The sequence below is a fragment of the Enterobacter sp. Crenshaw genome (genome assembly GCF_024734705.1).
Classification (GTDB): domain Bacteria; phylum Pseudomonadota; class Gammaproteobacteria; order Enterobacterales; family Enterobacteriaceae; genus Enterobacter; species Enterobacter asburiae_B.
In genome coordinates this window covers 412,235-428,161 of the sequence record NZ_CP102932.1, presented here as the reverse complement: position 1 = coordinate 428,161, position 15,927 = coordinate 412,235, and the positions used below count along the sequence as shown (strand labels likewise).

At 56.8% G+C, this 15,927-nt stretch carries 12 protein-coding genes and 3 tRNA genes; 4 read left to right on the top strand and 11 right to left on the bottom strand.

Going from position 1 to position 15,927, the window contains the following annotated elements:
• Positions 1–7: 7 nt before the first annotated feature.
• The 7 genes from hflX to nnr form a co-directional block, all read right to left on the bottom strand.
• Complete coding sequence (hflX, locus tag NWV12_RS01995; protein WP_023310136.1) at positions 8–1,288, bottom strand: ribosome rescue GTPase HflX; 1,281 nt, start codon at positions 1,286–1,288, stop codon at positions 8–10.
• Positions 1,289–1,362: 74 nt separating this feature from the next.
• Positions 1,363–1,674 carry an RNA chaperone Hfq gene (gene hfq / locus NWV12_RS01990; protein WP_023334248.1) on the bottom strand — a complete coding sequence of 104 codons (312 nt, stop codon included), beginning with the start codon at positions 1,672–1,674 and terminating at the stop codon, positions 1,363–1,365.
• A gap of 85 nt (positions 1,675–1,759) precedes the next feature.
• The gene (miaA, locus tag NWV12_RS01985) at positions 1,760–2,710 is read right to left on the bottom strand and encodes a tRNA (adenosine(37)-N6)-dimethylallyltransferase MiaA (protein ID WP_023310135.1); all 951 of its coding nucleotides are present in this window, start codon (positions 2,708–2,710) and stop codon (positions 1,760–1,762) included.
• Entirely contained in the window at positions 2,703–4,547 is a 1,845-nt protein-coding gene (gene mutL / locus NWV12_RS01980) for a DNA mismatch repair endonuclease MutL (RefSeq protein WP_048979086.1), read from the bottom strand. Before mutL ends, miaA begins: the two co-directional genes overlap by 8 nt.
• Before the next feature lie 9 nt (positions 4,548–4,556).
• Complete coding sequence (gene amiB / locus NWV12_RS01975) at positions 4,557–5,897, bottom strand: N-acetylmuramoyl-L-alanine amidase AmiB (RefSeq protein ID WP_048979085.1); 1,341 nt, start codon at positions 5,895–5,897, stop codon at positions 4,557–4,559.
• Positions 5,898–5,913: 16 nt separating this feature from the next.
• Complete coding sequence (gene tsaE, locus NWV12_RS01970; RefSeq protein ID WP_013095283.1) at positions 5,914–6,375, bottom strand: tRNA (adenosine(37)-N6)-threonylcarbamoyltransferase complex ATPase subunit type 1 TsaE; 462 nt, start codon at positions 6,373–6,375, stop codon at positions 5,914–5,916.
• Positions 6,368–7,891, bottom strand: a complete 1,524-nt coding sequence (gene nnr / locus NWV12_RS01965; protein WP_048979084.1) for a bifunctional ADP-dependent NAD(P)H-hydrate dehydratase/NAD(P)H-hydrate epimerase — start codon at positions 7,889–7,891, stop codon at positions 6,368–6,370. The genes tsaE and nnr overlap by 8 nt, the downstream gene beginning before the upstream one ends.
• Here nnr and queG point away from each other — a divergent pair.
• Positions 7,890–9,029 carry a tRNA epoxyqueuosine(34) reductase QueG gene (gene queG / locus NWV12_RS01960; RefSeq protein ID WP_048979083.1) on the top strand — a complete coding sequence of 380 codons (1,140 nt, stop codon included), beginning with the start codon at positions 7,890–7,892 and terminating at the stop codon, positions 9,027–9,029. The two genes, nnr and queG, sit on opposite strands and share 2 nt — an antisense overlap.
• A gap of 270 nt (positions 9,030–9,299) precedes the next feature.
• Here queG and NWV12_RS01955 read toward each other — a convergent pair.
• From NWV12_RS01955 to orn, 4 genes are all read right to left on the bottom strand, one after another.
• Positions 9,300–9,375: transfer RNA gene (locus NWV12_RS01955), tRNA-Gly, on the bottom strand.
• A gap of 36 nt (positions 9,376–9,411) precedes the next feature.
• Positions 9,412–9,487 (bottom strand) — tRNA-Gly (locus tag NWV12_RS01950).
• Between the two features lie 37 nt (positions 9,488–9,524).
• Positions 9,525–9,600: transfer RNA gene (locus NWV12_RS01945), tRNA-Gly, on the bottom strand.
• A gap of 196 nt (positions 9,601–9,796) precedes the next feature.
• Positions 9,797–10,342, bottom strand: coding sequence for an oligoribonuclease (gene orn, locus NWV12_RS01940; protein WP_023310130.1), 546 nt, complete (start codon positions 10,340–10,342; stop codon positions 9,797–9,799).
• A gap of 107 nt (positions 10,343–10,449) precedes the next feature.
• On the opposite strand from orn, the gene rsgA reads away from it, so the two are divergent.
• The 3 genes from rsgA (at position 10,450) to mscM (ending at position 15,911) form a co-directional block, all read left to right on the top strand.
• A complete protein-coding gene (rsgA, locus tag NWV12_RS01935; protein ID WP_023334242.1) occupies positions 10,450–11,502 on the top strand; it encodes a small ribosomal subunit biogenesis GTPase RsgA in 1,053 nt (350 codons plus the stop codon).
• Between the two features lie 97 nt (positions 11,503–11,599).
• The gene (gene asd, locus NWV12_RS01930; protein ID WP_033144458.1) at positions 11,600–12,568 is read left to right on the top strand and encodes an archaetidylserine decarboxylase; all 969 of its coding nucleotides are present in this window, start codon (positions 11,600–11,602) and stop codon (positions 12,566–12,568) included.
• Between the two features lie 19 nt (positions 12,569–12,587).
• Positions 12,588–15,911 (top strand): miniconductance mechanosensitive channel MscM, encoded by a 3,324-nt coding sequence (gene mscM / locus NWV12_RS01925; RefSeq protein WP_039261016.1) that lies wholly within the window; start codon positions 12,588–12,590, stop codon positions 15,909–15,911.
• Positions 15,912–15,927: the final 16 nt, after the last annotated feature.

The window sequence follows — 15,927 nt, the reverse complement described above, 5'->3', positions numbered from 1 at the left end:
TTTCTGATCAGACGATATAGTCGACCAGCGCAGGTTCTTGTTTACAGAGGCGACGCCAGTCAACGATCGGCATACGCACCTGCATCCCCACGCTGCCGTCATCCTCCATCCACTCTTTTTCTATCGCCTGAAGCTGATAAAACCGGCTGCGCAGCCTGCCTTCCTGTGGCGGCAGTCGCAGCGTGTGCTGAGCTACCTCACCGGAAAGACGTTCTGTCAAAGCCTGGAAAAGCAGTGGCACACCAATACCGGTCTGGGCAGAAAGCCAGACCCGAATCGGTTTGTTTTCTTCATCTCTGTCGATACGCGGTTCGAAATCGTCCAGCATATCGATCTTATTCATGACCAACAGCGTGGGGATCTCGTGGGCGTCGATCTCTTCGAGCACCACGTTCACCGCGTCGATGTTCTCCTGCACGCGCACGTCTGCCGCATCAATCACGTGCAGCAGCAGAGTCGCCTGTCGCGTCTCCTGCAGGGTGGCTTTAAACGCCGCCACCAGGTCATGCGGCAGGTGGCGGATAAACCCTACGGTATCCGCCAGCACCGTTTCACCGACGTCTGCGACGTCAATACGGCGCAGCGTAGGGTCCAGGGTCGCAAACAGCTGGTCTGCGGCATACACCTGGGCCTCGGTTATCTGGTTAAACAGGGTGGATTTACCGGCGTTGGTATAGCCCACCAGCGACACCGTCGGGATGTCGGCTTTGGTTCGCGCCCGACGCCCCTGTTCACGCTGTTTCTCTACACGTTCCAGACGTGAAAGGATCTGGGTAATTCGGCCACGCAGCAAACGACGGTCGGTTTCGAGCTGGGTTTCACCCGGGCCGCGCAAACCAATCCCGCCTTTTTGTCTTTCAAGGTGTGTCCAGCCACGCACCAGACGCGTTGCCAGATGGCGCAGCTGCGCCAGCTCAACCTGCAGTTTCCCTTCGTGGGTACGTGCACGCTGAGCAAAAATATCTAAAATCAAACCCGTGCGATCGATAACACGGCATTCGCAAAGGGCTTCCAGGTTGCGCTCCTGGGCTGGAGACAGCGCATGATCAAACAACACGACTGACGCGCCGGTTGCTTTTACGGCATCCGCAATTTCGACTGCTTTACCTTCACCAACAAAATACTTTGGGTGCGGCGCTTTACGGCTACCGGTAATCACCTGCATTGCTTCGACACCGGCGGAAGAGACCAGAGATTCAAACTCCTGGAGGTCTTCCATATCTTTGTCTTGCGAAAAATAGATGTGTACCAGCACCGCCTGCTCACCGGCATCATAACGGTCAAACAAGCGTAAACCTCTCTAAAAAGATCAGCGGGGAACGCAGGATCCCTGGCTCCCCGTGTGGATAACAGTGCGAAACCTTATTCGGTCTCGTCGCTGTCCTGCGCCGGCGTTGAAGAACCCTGCGCGCTGCTGCCATGATGGTAGTTACTACCAGTGCCGCCGCCAGCGTTATTGCTGTGATGAGATACCGGACGGGACGGAACAACAGTAGAAATAGCGTGCTTGTAGACCATCTGACTGACCGTGTTTTTCAACAGAATCACAAACTGATCGAAAGACTCAATCTGACCTTGCAGCTTAATACCATTCACCAAATAAATAGAAACTGGAACACGTTCCCGACGCAATGCGTTCAGGAACGGATCTTGTAAAGATTGCCCCTTAGCCATTCTATCTTTTCCTTATATGCTTGTTTTGTACTTAGAACCTTGCGATTCTGAAAAATTGCGCACGATACGTCTCAATTGTACACATTCAGTGAGCGATATCACCAACAACCTCAATCACTTCGTTTAACGCCTGTTGCGGTTTTTCACTGTCTAACCAGTGAACACCCTCCCAACCGCGCAACCAGGTGATCTGGCGCTTCGCTAACTGTCTCGTGGCGCAAACACCTCTATAAACCATTTCATCGTATGAAATCTCACCTTCAAGATACGACCACATCTGGCGATATCCCACACAACGAATGGAAGGCATGTCCGTATGCAAATCTCCACGGGCAAATAGCGCCCGCACTTCTGCTTCAAAATCTGAAGCTAACATCTGATGAAAACGCTGCTCAATTCGCTGATGGAGCAGTTCACGGCTCGCCGGGGCGATGGCGAACTGATGCACCTGATACGGCAGAGCGTCTCCTGACGTTTGCGTCAGTTCCGTTAAAGTTTTACCCGAAATGAAAAAAACTTCCAGTGCCCGGGAAAGCCTTTGCGGATCATTTGGATGGATCCGTGCTGCTGCAACCGGGTCAATCTCCGCCAGTTGCTGATGCAAAACGTCCCAACCCTGCTCTGCCGCCTGCTGCTCAATTTTCGCTCTTATTTCCGGATCCGCGGATGGCAAAGGTGACAACCCCTCCAGCAACGCCTTGAAATAGAGCATGGTTCCGCCAACCAACAGCGGTATACGTCCCGCCGCCGTTATCTCGGCCATTTCGGCTAAGGCATCACGGCGGAAATCCGCTGCGGAGTACGCCTGAGCCGGGTCGAGAATATCGAGCAAACGGTGCGGTGCCGCACGCAACTCTTCTGCGTCAGGCTTCGCCGTGCCGATGTCCATCCCCCGGTAGATGAGGGCGGAGTCGACGCTAATCAACTCTACAGGCAAAACTTTACGCAACTCAATGGCTAGCGCCGTTTTGCCGGAGGCCGTTGGGCCCATTAAAAAAATTGCCTTAGGCAGGCTCGCCTTACTTGCGTCAATCATGTTTCAGGGCGTTCATCGCCGTTTGTAAATCAACAGGTTGTAATAACCCACCCGGCGGCGTTTTCACCAGATGCGGACAGAGGCGTTCTACCTCCGCCAGCACGCTAATGGCCTGCGCCATACTCCACGGCGCGTGTTCGCTTGCCAGATGGCGGGCGATCCACTGCGCGGTGTTGGCGGCATCAAACGACGTTTGCTGCGCCAGGTAGCCTATCAGTTCAGGAATCAAGTTTTGTAAATTTTGTTGGCGTAAGGGTAAAGGCACTGCACGAATTGTCACATGTTGTGGTTCGAGCACAGTTTCAATACCCATTTGCGCCAGCTGCGGCTCTGCGCGCTGCAATACCCTCGTTTCATCAGGGGATATTTTCAGGCGAACCGGAATTAATAACGGCTGCGCGCAGGCTGCATTTTCGCCTGGCGTAAGCTGCACCTGCTTGAGCCAGCGTTCGGCGACCGGCAGGGCCAGAAGCATCAGTTTGCCGTCACGCTCAAGCAGCGCCATATCCGGCGCGATAATCGTCAGCACCCGGCCAAAACTCTGGCTATGGCCGTCCAGAGAAGGCTGAGCTGGCGGAATGTGCTCTTTTCGCTCCACGGCGGGCGTTTCCAGCAGCTTGCGGTACAACGCTCCCTGCTGCTTCTGATAGCCCGGCTGGGCATTCGGGTAGTTCGCGCCCGTTGGACGCGGTGCGCTCCCGGCCTGGGAGAAGCGCGGAGCTTCCGGTTCACGCGCGACGGCAGGCTCAGCAAAATGGTTGCGCCCTGCCGCTACACGGTTTTCAGGCAGCGGACGCGGCGCAGGGGCGTCGTTCTCCAGCGGCAGCGTTGGCGCTGCCTGCTGCTGCAACACGGCGGCCACGCCCTGATAAATGAAGTCGTGAACCAGACGCGACTGGTGGAAACGCACCTCATGCTTGGCAGGATGAACGTTTACATCCACCTGATGGGGGTCGATTTCCAGATAAAGGACGAAAGCTGGCTGCTGATCGGCCCCGAGTTTGTCTTCGCAGGCCTGGCGAATCGCGTGATTGATGAGACGATCGCGCATCATGCGCCCGTTCACGTAGCAATACTGAATTTCAGAGAACGCAGCACTGCTCGCGTTTGGATCGGCAACCCAGCCGCGTAAAGCCAGATCGCCGTGCTGCCACTCAATGGCCAGAGCCTGTTCCAGAAACGGCGTCCCGCAGATAGCGCCCAGGCGACGCTCTTTCTGTCCACCTTCCGCCACCGCGCGGTACTGGCGCATCACCTTACCGTTATGGCTGAGGTTGATGGCGACATCGAATCGGGCGAGCGCAATACGGCGAATGATCTCGTCGATATGGCCGAACTCGGTCTTCTCGGTACGCATAAACTTGCGTCGGGCGGGGGTGTTGTAGAACAGATCCAGGACTTCCAGCGTCGTGCCGACAGGGTGCGCCGCGGGTTTGACCGTCACATCCATATCGCGCCCTTCGGCGTAAGCCTGCCAGGCTTCCTGCTGTTCAGTGGTACGGGAGGTCAGCGTTAAGCGCGAAACGGAGCTAATACTGGCCAGCGCTTCGCCGCGAAAACCGAGGCTAATAATCGCTTCCAGATCGTCCAGAGAGGCGATTTTACTGGTGGCGTGACGAGCCAGCGCCAGCGCCAGCTCCTCTTTTTTAATGCCACAGCCGTTGTCGCGAATGCGGATAAGCTTCGCGCCACCGCGTTCGATATCAATATCGATGCGGGTTGCGCCCGCATCGAGGCTGTTTTCCACCAGCTCCTTCACCACCGACGCAGGGCGTTCCACCACCTCACCGGCGGCGATTTGGTTCGCGAGCTGCGGCGGTAGAACCTGAATCGGCATGAATGCTCCTTAGTTGGTCGCGGTCATCTCACCCGGCAGCGCTGCGCTGGCCGTCTGTGCTGAGCCGCTCTGCGGCGCAGACTGCAGAGGATGCGCCTCAAAATATTTACGTAAACCGTTATAAATCGCTTCGGCAATTTGCTGCTGGTAACTGTCGCTTCCCAACAGACGCTCTTCACCGTTGTTACTGATAAAGCCCGTCTCTACAAGGATGGACGGAATATCCGGGGAGCGCAGAACGCCGAGGCTGGCATGTTCCGGACGGCGCTTATGCAGCACGCCAACGCTTTGCAGCTGGTTCAATACGTTAGTGGCGACATCATACCCGACGCGCTGCGAATGACCGAACTGTAAATCCAGCACCGCCTGGCTGAGGTACGGATCGGACTGGCTGTTCGCCAGCACGTCGCCCGCGCCGCCTAACAGTTCAGACTGCTTCTCGTGCTCTTCCAGCCAGTTGGCCATTTCGCTGTTAGCGCGACGGTTCGACAGCACCCAAACCGAGGCGCCGGTGGCGCTACGATTCGGTGCGGCGTCCGCATGAATAGAGACCAGGAAGTTCGCGTTTTGCTTACGCGCCACGTCCGAGCGTCCCATTACGGAGATAAAGTAGTCCCCGTCGCGGGTCAACACGCCTTTAAACATGGGGTCGTCATTGAGCAGCGAACGCAGTTTCCGCGCGATCGCGATAGTGACGTTTTTTTCTCGCGTGCCGCCAGGGCCAATCGCCCCCGGGTCTTCCCCACCGTGGCCCGCATCAATGGCGATAATCACTTTGTCACCGCTGACCGTCGCGCGTCGCGCGCTGGCCGCAGGGCGCGTCACCGTATCGCTGCTGGTTGCCGCAGTAATGCGGTCGTTCTGCGATTTAAACGGATTACGCGCAGGTTCAGAAGGACGCGGCGTATACACCGGTTCTTCCACGCGCTTCGCTACGACCGGCGGCGGTGGAGGCGGTGGCGGTGCGTCGGCATTGATGGTAAACACCACCGTATAGTTCGCCCCGTTTTGCTGCTTCACCGCCTTCGTTTTGCCCTTTTCGGTCAGATCGACCACCAGGCGTAACGACTGGCTATCCTGCGGCGTTCCCGAACGGATACTTTTCACCAGGTTGTTACCGCTGAACCGCAGTGGTAGCCCCTGGATCACGCCTGTTTGTTTGATATCCAGCGCCACGCTGTGGCTGTCTGGCTGTGAGAACGCATATTCAGGATCGCCCATAAAGCTGAACGTGATCCGGGCCTGGCTTTCGCCGTTTGATACCTGAATATCTGAGAGGTTTGCCGCCCCGGCCTGCGCGCACAGCAGCACGGTGGCAGCCAACAACCAACCTTTAACGCGATTTATCATCCCGTCATCCCTACGCTTAACCGGCCAGTCGAGCCAGTAAGGAACTGCCTGATGAGGAAACAGCACTGATGCGTGCCTCACGCCCTTGTGCCTGGTAATCTAAGTGAATTTCGACATCCGGGTCAGGCAGCACACCCGCACCTTGTTGCGGCCACTCCACCAGGCAAATGGCGTCGTTGGCAAAATAATCACGGATCCCCATAAATTCCAGCTCCTCAGGATCCGCAAGGCGGTATAAATCGAAGTGATACACCATGAGATTTTCAAGGGTGTACGGTTCTACCAGCGTGTAGGTTGGGCTTTTCACATTCCCGTTATGCCCTAACGCCTGCAAAAAACCCCGGCTGAAGGTGGTTTTACCCGCACCTAAATCACCATACAGATAAATGACGGTTGCCCCCTGACAGGCCTGCGCCACGCGCTTGCCGAGTTCTAAAGTGGCTTGTTCATCAGGTAAAGGAATCGCTCGATTAGTCATTTTCTACGTCAATCACATCCGGGTTAACAACACGCCGCAGCGTGCAAAAAAGATCGGTGGCCAGCATGCCGCGTGTACCGTAACGCGCGGCCAGTTTATCCGCCGCGACACCGTGGGCCACGCAGCCCGCGCAGGCTGCATCATAAAGGGGAAGTTTCTGTCCAAGCAATGCGCCAATGATGCCGGAAAGCACATCGCCCATGCCGCCGCTTGCCATGCCCGCATTTCCGGCATCAATAATGCCCTGCGTCTCGTCACTGGCAACAACGGTTCCTGCCCCTTTCAAAACAGCAACACCTCCGTAACGTTTTACCAGACGCTGAGCAGAAAGTAAGCGATCGCTTTCAATTTCTGCCACGCTGCAGTTAAGCAGGCGCGCGGCTTCGCCGGGGTGTGGCGTCAGAATGCGATTGTGACGCTTATCGGGGTTTATTGCCAGAAGGTTGAGCGCGTCGGCATCCCACAGCATCGGTTTACGAAAATTCTCGATCTTTTGCAGGGCCTGTTTGCCCCATGCCTGCTGCCCAAGCCCGGGGCCGATCGCCACCACGTCCGCCCATTCCAGGCTTTCTTCAAGCGACTGAGGCGTAAGCTCATGGACCATCAGCTCCGGTCGGGCCGTAACGATCGGCGCAATATTCTCAATGCGAGTGAGTACTCGCACTAATCCGGCACCGCAGCGCAGAGCCGCCTCGCCGGTCATGCGAATCGCACCTGCCGTACCATGATCGCCGCCAATAATCACCAGCCTGCCGTGATCGCCCTTATGGGACGTCTGCCGGCGCGGCGGGAGCCACGCAGCCAGCTGGGATGCATCAAAACGCGCGAGGTGCGTTTCCTGCCCGGACAGCCAGCTCTCCAGCCCCAGCGCATGGTGGTGCAGCACGCCAACAACGTCTCGTGCTTTACCGGTCAGTAGCCCCGGCTTGAGGGCGATGAAGGTTACCGTATGTGCAGCCTGAATCACCGCTCCCGGCGTCGCGCCGGTTTGTGCGATCAGGCCTGAGGGAATATCCAGGGCGACGACCGGCGCGGAGTGTCTGTTAGCGTGTTCAATAAGGGCGGCAATATTCTCACGAGGCGCACTGCGTAGCCCGGTACCCAGCAGACCGTCAACAATCAGATCCACCTCTTCCGGCCAGACGATATCAGGCGCATGAATCACACCGCCTGCGTTAAGCCACGCCTCCCGCGCCGCGCTGGCCTCTTCAGGCAGCGGTTTATCACTCTCCAGGGCCAGCAACGTCACGCGGATACCTGCCGCAACCGCGAGACGGGCGACGACGTAGCCGTCGCCGCCGTTATTGCCGTAACCGCACAGAATCAGCCAGCGGGCGGCCTGAGGGTACGCGCTGCGGGCAACATTAAACGCCGCCTCACCCGCGCGCAGCATCAGTTCATAAAGGGTAATCCCGAGGCTGTCTGCGGCCTCTTTTTCGGCGCGCCGGAGGTCATCCGCATGCCAGATGGAATGTGGTATACTTGCGGGGTTTTTCTTCACCGTATGGTCCGTCATGTCACAGCCCCTCGATCTCAATGAATTAGCGCAAAAAATAAAACAGTGGGGTGCTGAGCTTGGCTTCCAGAAGGTGGGCATTACCGATACCGACCTTTCCGCCAGCGAGCCAAAACTGCAGGCCTGGCTGGACAAACAATACCACGGCGAAATGGAATGGATGGCGCGTCATGGCATGATGCGCGCCCGCCCTCACGAGCTTTTGCCGGGCACATTACGCGTCATCAGCGTGCGCATGAACTATCTGCCCGCCAACGCGGCCTTTGCGCGCACGCTAAAAAATCCCTCTCTGGGTTACGTCAGCCGGTACGCCCTGGGACGTGATTACCATAAGCTCTTGCGTAACCGTTTAAAAAAACTCGGGGAAACTATTCAGCAGCACTGTGTTTCGCTGAATTTTAGACCCTTTGTCGATTCTGCGCCTATTCTTGAGCGCCCGATCGCCGAAAAAGCCGGGCTTGGCTGGACAGGTAAGCACTCACTTATCCTTAGCCGCGACGCCGGATCGTTCTTCTTCCTGGGTGAACTGCTGATTGATTTACCGCTGCCGGTAGACGGCCCGGTAGAGGAAGGCTGCGGACGCTGCGTGGCCTGCATGACCATCTGTCCGACGGGTGCCATCGTCGAGCCTTACACCGTTGATGCGCGCCGCTGCATCTCCTACCTCACTATCGAACTGGAAGGGGCCATTCCAGAGGAATTTCGACCGCTTATCGGCAACCGCATCTACGGCTGCGACGACTGCCAGCTGATCTGCCCGTGGAACCGCTATTCGCAGCTCACGGACGAAGAGGATTTCAGCCCGCGTAAGGCGCTGCATGCGCCGCAGCTCATTGAGTTATTCGCCTGGACCGAAGCCTGGTTCCTGAAAGTGACGGAAGGTTCGGCCATTCGCCGTATCGGTCATCTGCGCTGGCTGCGTAATGTTGCCGTCGCGCTGGGTAATGCCCCGTGGGATGAAGCGAATATTCGGGCGCTTGAAAGCCGTAAAGGTGAGCACCCACTTCTTGATGAACACATAGAATGGGCGATTGCGCAGCAAATAGAGAAGCGTAATGCCTGCACGATCGAGGTGCAGCTACCGAAGAAACAGCGTCTGGTGCGGGTAATTGAAAAAGGGCTTACGCGGGATGCCTGAACTATTCACAGCCTGTGAATAAAATTACAAACTCAAGCGCCATCTGGGCTGGAGAAGAGGTCAAGTGATCTCAATAACATTTTGAAATGAAAATTTATTTACTAAATACAGCGCGTTACAAAGATATTATTCACCCTGCTAAGCTTTAACCCTGTTACGGTTAAGCGTAGTTTCTGTGGATAACTCTGTTCACAAGAGTATTTCAGAGACAATAGAAAACGTCCCCAACGACTCTTTTCGCTGTGGATATTTTAGAGATTAAGAAGAATTTGGAGCGGGAAACGAGACTCGAACTCGCGACCCCGACCTTGGCAAGGTCGTGCTCTACCAACTGAGCTATTCCCGCTTGGGTGGTCCGTGCTTTAGAAGCACTTTCAAATTTTGGAGCGGGAAACGAGACTCGAACTCGCGACCCCGACCTTGGCAAGGTCGTGCTCTACCAACTGAGCTATTCCCGCTTGGGTGGTCCGTGCTTTGGAAGCACTTTTCAAATTTTGGAGCGGGAAACGAGACTCGAACTCGCGACCCCGACCTTGGCAAGGTCGTGCTCTACCAACTGAGCTATTCCCGCAAATCTGCACTGCTTTTGTTGCTGTCGTAACGTGTAATTCTCTGTCGTTACGGGAGGCGCATTATACGAGAAATCCTTTTAGCTGCAACCCCCCTTAAAGCGATTTTTTCGAAATTAAGTTCAAATGCTTAATTAATCGGCAAGCTGAACAATTTAACGACAAAAACCCGGCCACGCAAGGCGCCGGATCGCAAAATCACAGCTTAATAAAGTTTTCGCGGTAGTAGGAAAGCTCCGCCACAGACTCACGGATATCGTCCATCGCCTGGTGAGTCCCCTGCTTTTTGAAGCCGTCGAGGATTTCAGGCTTCCAGCGACGCGCCAGCTCTTTCAGGGTGCTGACATCCAGATAGCGGTAGTGGAAATATGACTCCAGCTCCGGCATGTACTTAAACAGGAAACGGCGATCCTGGCCGATGCTATTCCCACAGATAGGCGATTTGCCTGCCGGAACCCACTGTTTCAGGAACTCAAGCGTCGCCAGCTCCGCCTCGCGATCGCCGAACGTGCTCGCCTTCACGCGCTCTACCAGGCCACTGCCGGTGTGGGTGCGCACGTTCCATTCATCCATCAAAGCCAGCTGGTCGTCGGACTGATGCACCGCAATCGTTGGCCCTTCAGCCAGGATATTCAGGTTAGCGTCCGTCACCAGCGTTGCAATTTCAATGATGCGATCGCGCTCGGGATCCAGCCCGGTCATTTCGAGATCGATCCAAATCAGGTTGTTTTCATCCGCGCTCATGTTATTTTCCACCCTTCTCGCATAACCGGCAGTAGCAGGTTAACTAGTATTAATTAGAGTGTATCATAGAGGTTTTGCCCCTTACGGGCGACCAGGAGCCAGCGCGATTGAGTAAAAATAAACTCTCCAAAGGGCAGCAGCGCCGCGTAAACGCCAACCACCAGCGCCGTCTTAAAACCACTTCGGAGAAGCCGGATTATGACGACAACCTGTTTGGTGAAGCGACAGAAGGCGTAGTCATCAGCCGTTTCGGTATGCATGCCGATGTCGAATCCGCCGACGGGGATATTCACCGTTGCAATATCCGTCGCACCATCCGTTCACTGGTTACCGGCGATCGCGTGGTCTGGCGACCGGGTAAAGAGGCGGCGGAAGGCGTTACGGTAAAAGGTATCGTTGAAGCGGTTCATGAGCGCACGTCCGTGTTAACCCGTCCCGATTTCTACGACGGGGTCAAACCTATTGCCGCCAACATTAACCAGATCGTCATTGTTTCGGCGATTTTGCCCGAACTTTCGCTCAACATTATCGACCGATATCTCGTCGCCTGCGAAACGCTGCAGGTTGAACCGATTATCGTGTTGAACAAAATCGATCTGCTGGATGACGACGGTATGGCCTTCGTGAATGAGCAGATGGATATCTACCGCAAGATTGGTTACCGCGTGCTGATGGTCTCCAGCCACACCAAAGATGGCCTTAAACCGCTGGAAGAGGCGCTGACCGACCGCATCAGCATCTTTGCGGGCCAGTCCGGCGTAGGTAAATCGAGCCTGCTGAACAACCTGCTTGGCCTCCAGCAAGAGATCCTGACCAACGATGTGTCCAACGTCTCTGGCCTGGGCCAGCACACCACCACCGCCTCGCGTCTGTATCATTTCCCGCACGGCGGGGACGTGATCGACTCCCCGGGCGTGCGTGAGTTCGGTTTGTGGCACCTTGAGCCGGAACAAATCTTTAACGGATTTGTCGAATTCCATGATTATTTAGGCGCCTGTAAATACCGCGACTGTAAGCACGATAACGACCCAGGCTGCGCTATCCGTGAAGCGGTTGAGAAAGGCGAGATCGCGGAAACCCGCTTCGAGAATTACCACCGCATTCTTGAGAGCATGGAAGACGTAAAAACGCGTAAAAACTTTTCTGATTCTGATAACTGACAACTAAGCTAAGCATCGCTAAAATCGTCCCCTTTTTTCAGGTTCCGGCGGCTTAACGCCGGATCAGGAACGACAAAACAATGGCCTGGAGGCTACCTTGTTAAACGCATTTAAACTTTCGCTTCAATACATTCTGCCAAAACTGTGGCTCACTCGCCTGGCGGGCTGGGGCGCAAGCAAACGCGCGGGCTGGCTGACCAAACTGGTCATCGACCTTTTCGTAAAATATTACAAGGTCGATATGAAAGAGGCGCAGAAGCCGGATACCGCCAGCTACCGCACCTTCAACGAGTTCTTCGTACGCCCGCTGCGTGACGAAGTGCGCCCGCTGAACACCGACCCTAACGTCCTGGTGATGCCGGCAGACGGCGTGATCAGCCAGTTGGGTAATATCGAAGACGACAAAATCCTGCAGGCGAAGGGCCATAACTACAGTCTGGAAGCGCTGCTGGCGGGTAACTACCTGATGGCGGATCTGTTCCGCAACGGTACCTTTGCCACCACCTATCTTTCACCGCGCGACTACCATCGCGTGCACATGCCGTGTAACGGTATCCTGCGTGAAATGATTTACGTCCCGGGAGACCTGTTCTCAGTAAACCACCTGACCGCGCAGAACGTGCCGAACCTGTTTGCCCGCAACGAGCGCGTCATCTGTCTGTTCGATACTGAATTTGGCCCTATGGCACAGATTCTGGTCGGTGCGACCATCGTAGGCAGCATCGAAACCGTCTGGGCCGGCACCATCACCCCACCGCGCGAAGGCGTGATCAAACGCTGGACCTGGCCTGCCGGTGAAGCGGAAGGCTCGGTGGCCCTGCTGAAAGGTCAGGAGATGGGTCGCTTCAAGCTGGGCTCTACCGTAATCAACCTGTTTGCGCCGGGCAAAGTGAAGCTGGCTGAACAACTCGAAAGCCTGTCGGTCACCAAACTGGGCCAGCCGCTGGCGGTCTCTACCGAAACCTTCGTGACGCCGGATGCAGAACCAGCGCCGCTACCGCAGGAAGAAATCAACGCCGAGCACGACGCCAGCCCGCTGGTTGACGACAAAAAAGACGAAGGCTAACAACAGAAGGATCGCTGACGTGCGCCCGATTATCGTTCTACTGATGGCCTGGTGCCTCAGCATGGGGGCGTACGCAGCGACAGCCCCCGACGCCAAACAGATAACCCAGGAACTGGAGCAGGCAAAAGCGGCTAAACCCGCTCAGCCAGAGACCGTCGAGTCGCTCCAGGCTGCCCTGAACGCGCTTGAGGAGCGGAAAGGCTCTCTTGAGCGCGCTCAGCAGTATCAGCAGGTTATCGACAATTTCCCCAAACTCTCGCAGACGCTACGCGCGCAGCTCAATAATTTGCGTGACGAACCGCGCGATGTGCCAGCAGGCATGACCTCCGACGCCCTGAACCAGGAGATCCTGCAGGTCAGCAGCCAGCTTCTGGAAAAGAGCCGCCTTGCCCAGCAGGAGCAGGAGCGAGCGCGTGAAATTGCCGACTCCCTCAGCCAGCTTCCGCAGCAGCAAACCGATGCCCGCCGCCAGCTTAATGAGGTTGAGCGTCGCGTGGGTACGCAAAGCGGCAATACGCCACAGGCTCAGGCTCAAAATCTGGGCCTGCAGGCAGAATCGGCTCGCCTGAAGGCCCTTGTCGATGAGCTGGAGCTGGCGCAGCTTTCCGCCAATAACCGCCAGGAGCTGTCGCGGATGCGCTCTGAACTCGCTCAGAAGCAGAGCGAGCAGCTGGATGCGTATCTCCAGGCCCTGCGCAATCAGCTTAACAGCCAGCGTCAGCGCGAAGCCGAGCGTGCCCTTGAAAGCACCGAACTGCTGGCGGAAAACAGCGAAAACCTGCCTGCCGGTATCAACGAACAATTCAGGGTCAACCGCGAGCTTTCTGCCGCGCTGAATCAGCAGGCGCAGCGCATGGATCTGGTTGCCTCGCAGCAGCGTCAGGCCACCAATCAAACCCTGCAGGTTCGCCAGGCGCTCAACACCCTGCGCGAGCAGTCCCAGTGGCTCGGGTCATCAAACCTGCTGGGCGAAGCGTTGCGCGCCCAAGTCGCGCGCCTGCCTGAAATGCCGAAGCCGCAACAGCTGGATACCGAGATGGCCCAGCTGCGCGTTCAGCGACTGCACTTTGAAGATCTTCTCAATAAACAGCCGCAAATCCGCCAGATCCGTCAGGCTGACGGCCAGCCCCTGACCAGCGAGCAAAACCGCATTCTGGAAGCCCAGCTGCGTACCCAGCGTGAGCTGCTGAACTCCCTGCTCCAGGGCGGGGATACGCTGATTCTGGAGCTGACCAAGCTAAAAGTCTCCAATAGCCAGCTGGAAGATGCGCTGAAAGAGGTGAACGAGGCTACGCACCGTTATCTCTTCTGGACGTCCGACGTGCGTCCGATGACCTTCTCGTGGCCGATTGAGATTGTCCAGGACCTGCGCCGCCTGATTTCGCTGGACACCGTCAGCCAGCTGGGACAGGCCAGCGTGATGATGTTTACCAGCAAAGAAACCATTTTCCCGCTGCTGGGGGCGTTGATTCTGGTGGGCTTCAGCATTTACTCGCGCAGACATTTCACCCGCTTCCTGGAGCGTTCCAGCTCCCGGGTCGGGAAAGTCACCCAGGATCACTTCTGGCTGACGTTGCGCACCGTATTCTGGTCGATTCTTGTCGCCTCTCCGCTGCCGGTGCTGTGGATGACGCTGGGGTATGGCCTGCGGGAAGCCTGGCCCTATCCGCTCGCGGTCGCGATTGGCGATGGCGTCACCGCCACGGTGCCGCTGCTGTGGGTGGTCATGATTTGCGCCACCTTCGCGCGCCCCAATGGCCTGTTTATCACCCACTTTGGCTGGCCGCGTAATCGCGTTGCGCGCGCCATGCGTTACTACCTGATGAGCATCGGGCTGATTGTGCCGCTGATTATGGCGCTGATCATGTTCGATAATCTCAACGACCGGGAATTCTCAGGCTCGCTGGGCCGCCTCTGCTTTATGCTGATATGCGGGGCGCTGGCCATCGTCACGCTCAGCCTGAAACGCGCGGGTATTCCGCTCTATCTCGATAAATCCGGCAGCGGCGAAAACATGTTCAACCGGCTGCTCTGGAACCTGCTGCTTAGCGCGCCGCTGTTTGCGATGCTGGCAGCCGCGGTGGGCTATCTGGCAACCGCGCAGGCGCTGCTGGCGCGGCTGGAAACCTCGGTGGCCATCTGGTTCCTGCTGCTGGTGGTGTACCACGTGATCCGCCGCTGGATGCTGATCCAGCGCCGCCGTCTGGCCTTCGATCGTGCCAAGCATCGCCGGGCGGAGATCCTCGCCCAGCGCGCGCGTGGTGAAGAAGAGCCAAACCACGTCAACAGTACGGAAGGCACAACGGAAGCGGACGAAGTCGAGCTGGATCTGGATGCCATCAGTACCCAGTCCCTGCGCCTGGTTCGTTCCATACTGATGCTGATTGCCCTCCTCTCGGTCATCTTCCTGTGGTCAGAGATCCACTCCGCATTCGGCTTCCTGGAGAACATCTCTCTCTGGGACGTGACGTCTACGGTGCAGGGTGTTGAAAGCCTGGAGCCGATTACCTTAGGGGCGGTGCTGATTGCCATTCTGGTGCTGATCATCACCACGCAGCTGGTACGCAACTTCCCGGCGCTGCTGGAGCTGGCGCTGCTGCAGCATCTGGATTTAACGCCGGGGACGGGCTATGCGATTACGACCATTACCAAATATCTGATCATGCTGTTTGGCGGGCTGGTTGGCTTCTCGATGATCGGTATTGAGTGGTCGAAGCTGCAGTGGCTGGTGGCGGCCCTTGGTGTAGGGTTAGGTTTTGGTTTACAGGAGATCTTCGCCAACTTCATCTCTGGCCTGATCATTCTGTTCGAAAAACCGATCCGTATTGGCGATACCGTAACGATCCGCGATTTGACCGGCAGCATCACGAAGATCAACACCCGCGCGACGACGATCAGCGACTGGGATCGCAAAGAGATCATCGTGCCAAACAAGGCGTTTATTACCGAGCAGTTCATCAACTGGTCGCTGTCAGACTCCGTTACCCGCGTGGTGCTGACGGTACCGGCGCCGTCGGACGCCAACAGCGAAGAGGTCACCCAGATCCTCTACACTGCGGCTGAGCGCTGTTCGCTGGTAATCGACAACCCGGCGCCGGAAGTATTCCTTGTGGATTTACAGCAGGGGATCCAGATTTTCGAGCTGCGCATCTACGCCGCCGAAATGGGACACCGTATGCCGCTGCGCCATGAGATCCACCAGCTGATTCTGGCGGGCTTCCGCGAGCACGGTATTGATATGCCGTTCCCACCGTTCCAGATGCGTCTCGAAAGCCTGGACGGGCGTAAAACGGGAAGAACGCTGACGTCAGCGGCGCGTACGCGCCCGGCGGGAAGTTTGTAAGGTAAGCGGGGCAACC

Bases quoted from the DNA above. Each gene is read 5' to 3' on its own strand.
- miaA (WP_023310135.1), bottom strand. From the start codon at position 2,710: ATGATTGACGCAAGTAAGGCGAGCCTGCCTAAGGCAATTTTTTTAATG.
- tsaE (WP_013095283.1), bottom strand. From the start codon at position 6,375: ATGACTAATCGAGCGATTCCTTTACCTGATGAACAAGCCACTTTAGAA.
- orn (WP_023310130.1), bottom strand. From the start codon at position 10,342: ATGAGCGCGGATGAAAACAACCTGATTTGGATCGATCTCGAAATGACC.
- mutL (WP_048979086.1), bottom strand. From the start codon at position 4,547: ATGCCGATTCAGGTTCTACCGCCGCAGCTCGCGAACCAAATCGCCGCC.
- amiB (WP_048979085.1), bottom strand. From the start codon at position 5,897: ATGATAAATCGCGTTAAAGGTTGGTTGTTGGCTGCCACCGTGCTGCTG.
- nnr (WP_048979084.1), bottom strand. From the start codon at position 7,891: ATGACGGACCATACGGTGAAGAAAAACCCCGCAAGTATACCACATTCC.
- hfq (WP_023334248.1), bottom strand. From the start codon at position 1,674: ATGGCTAAGGGGCAATCTTTACAAGATCCGTTCCTGAACGCATTGCGT.
- queG (WP_048979083.1), top strand. From the start codon at position 7,890: ATGTCACAGCCCCTCGATCTCAATGAATTAGCGCAAAAAATAAAACAG.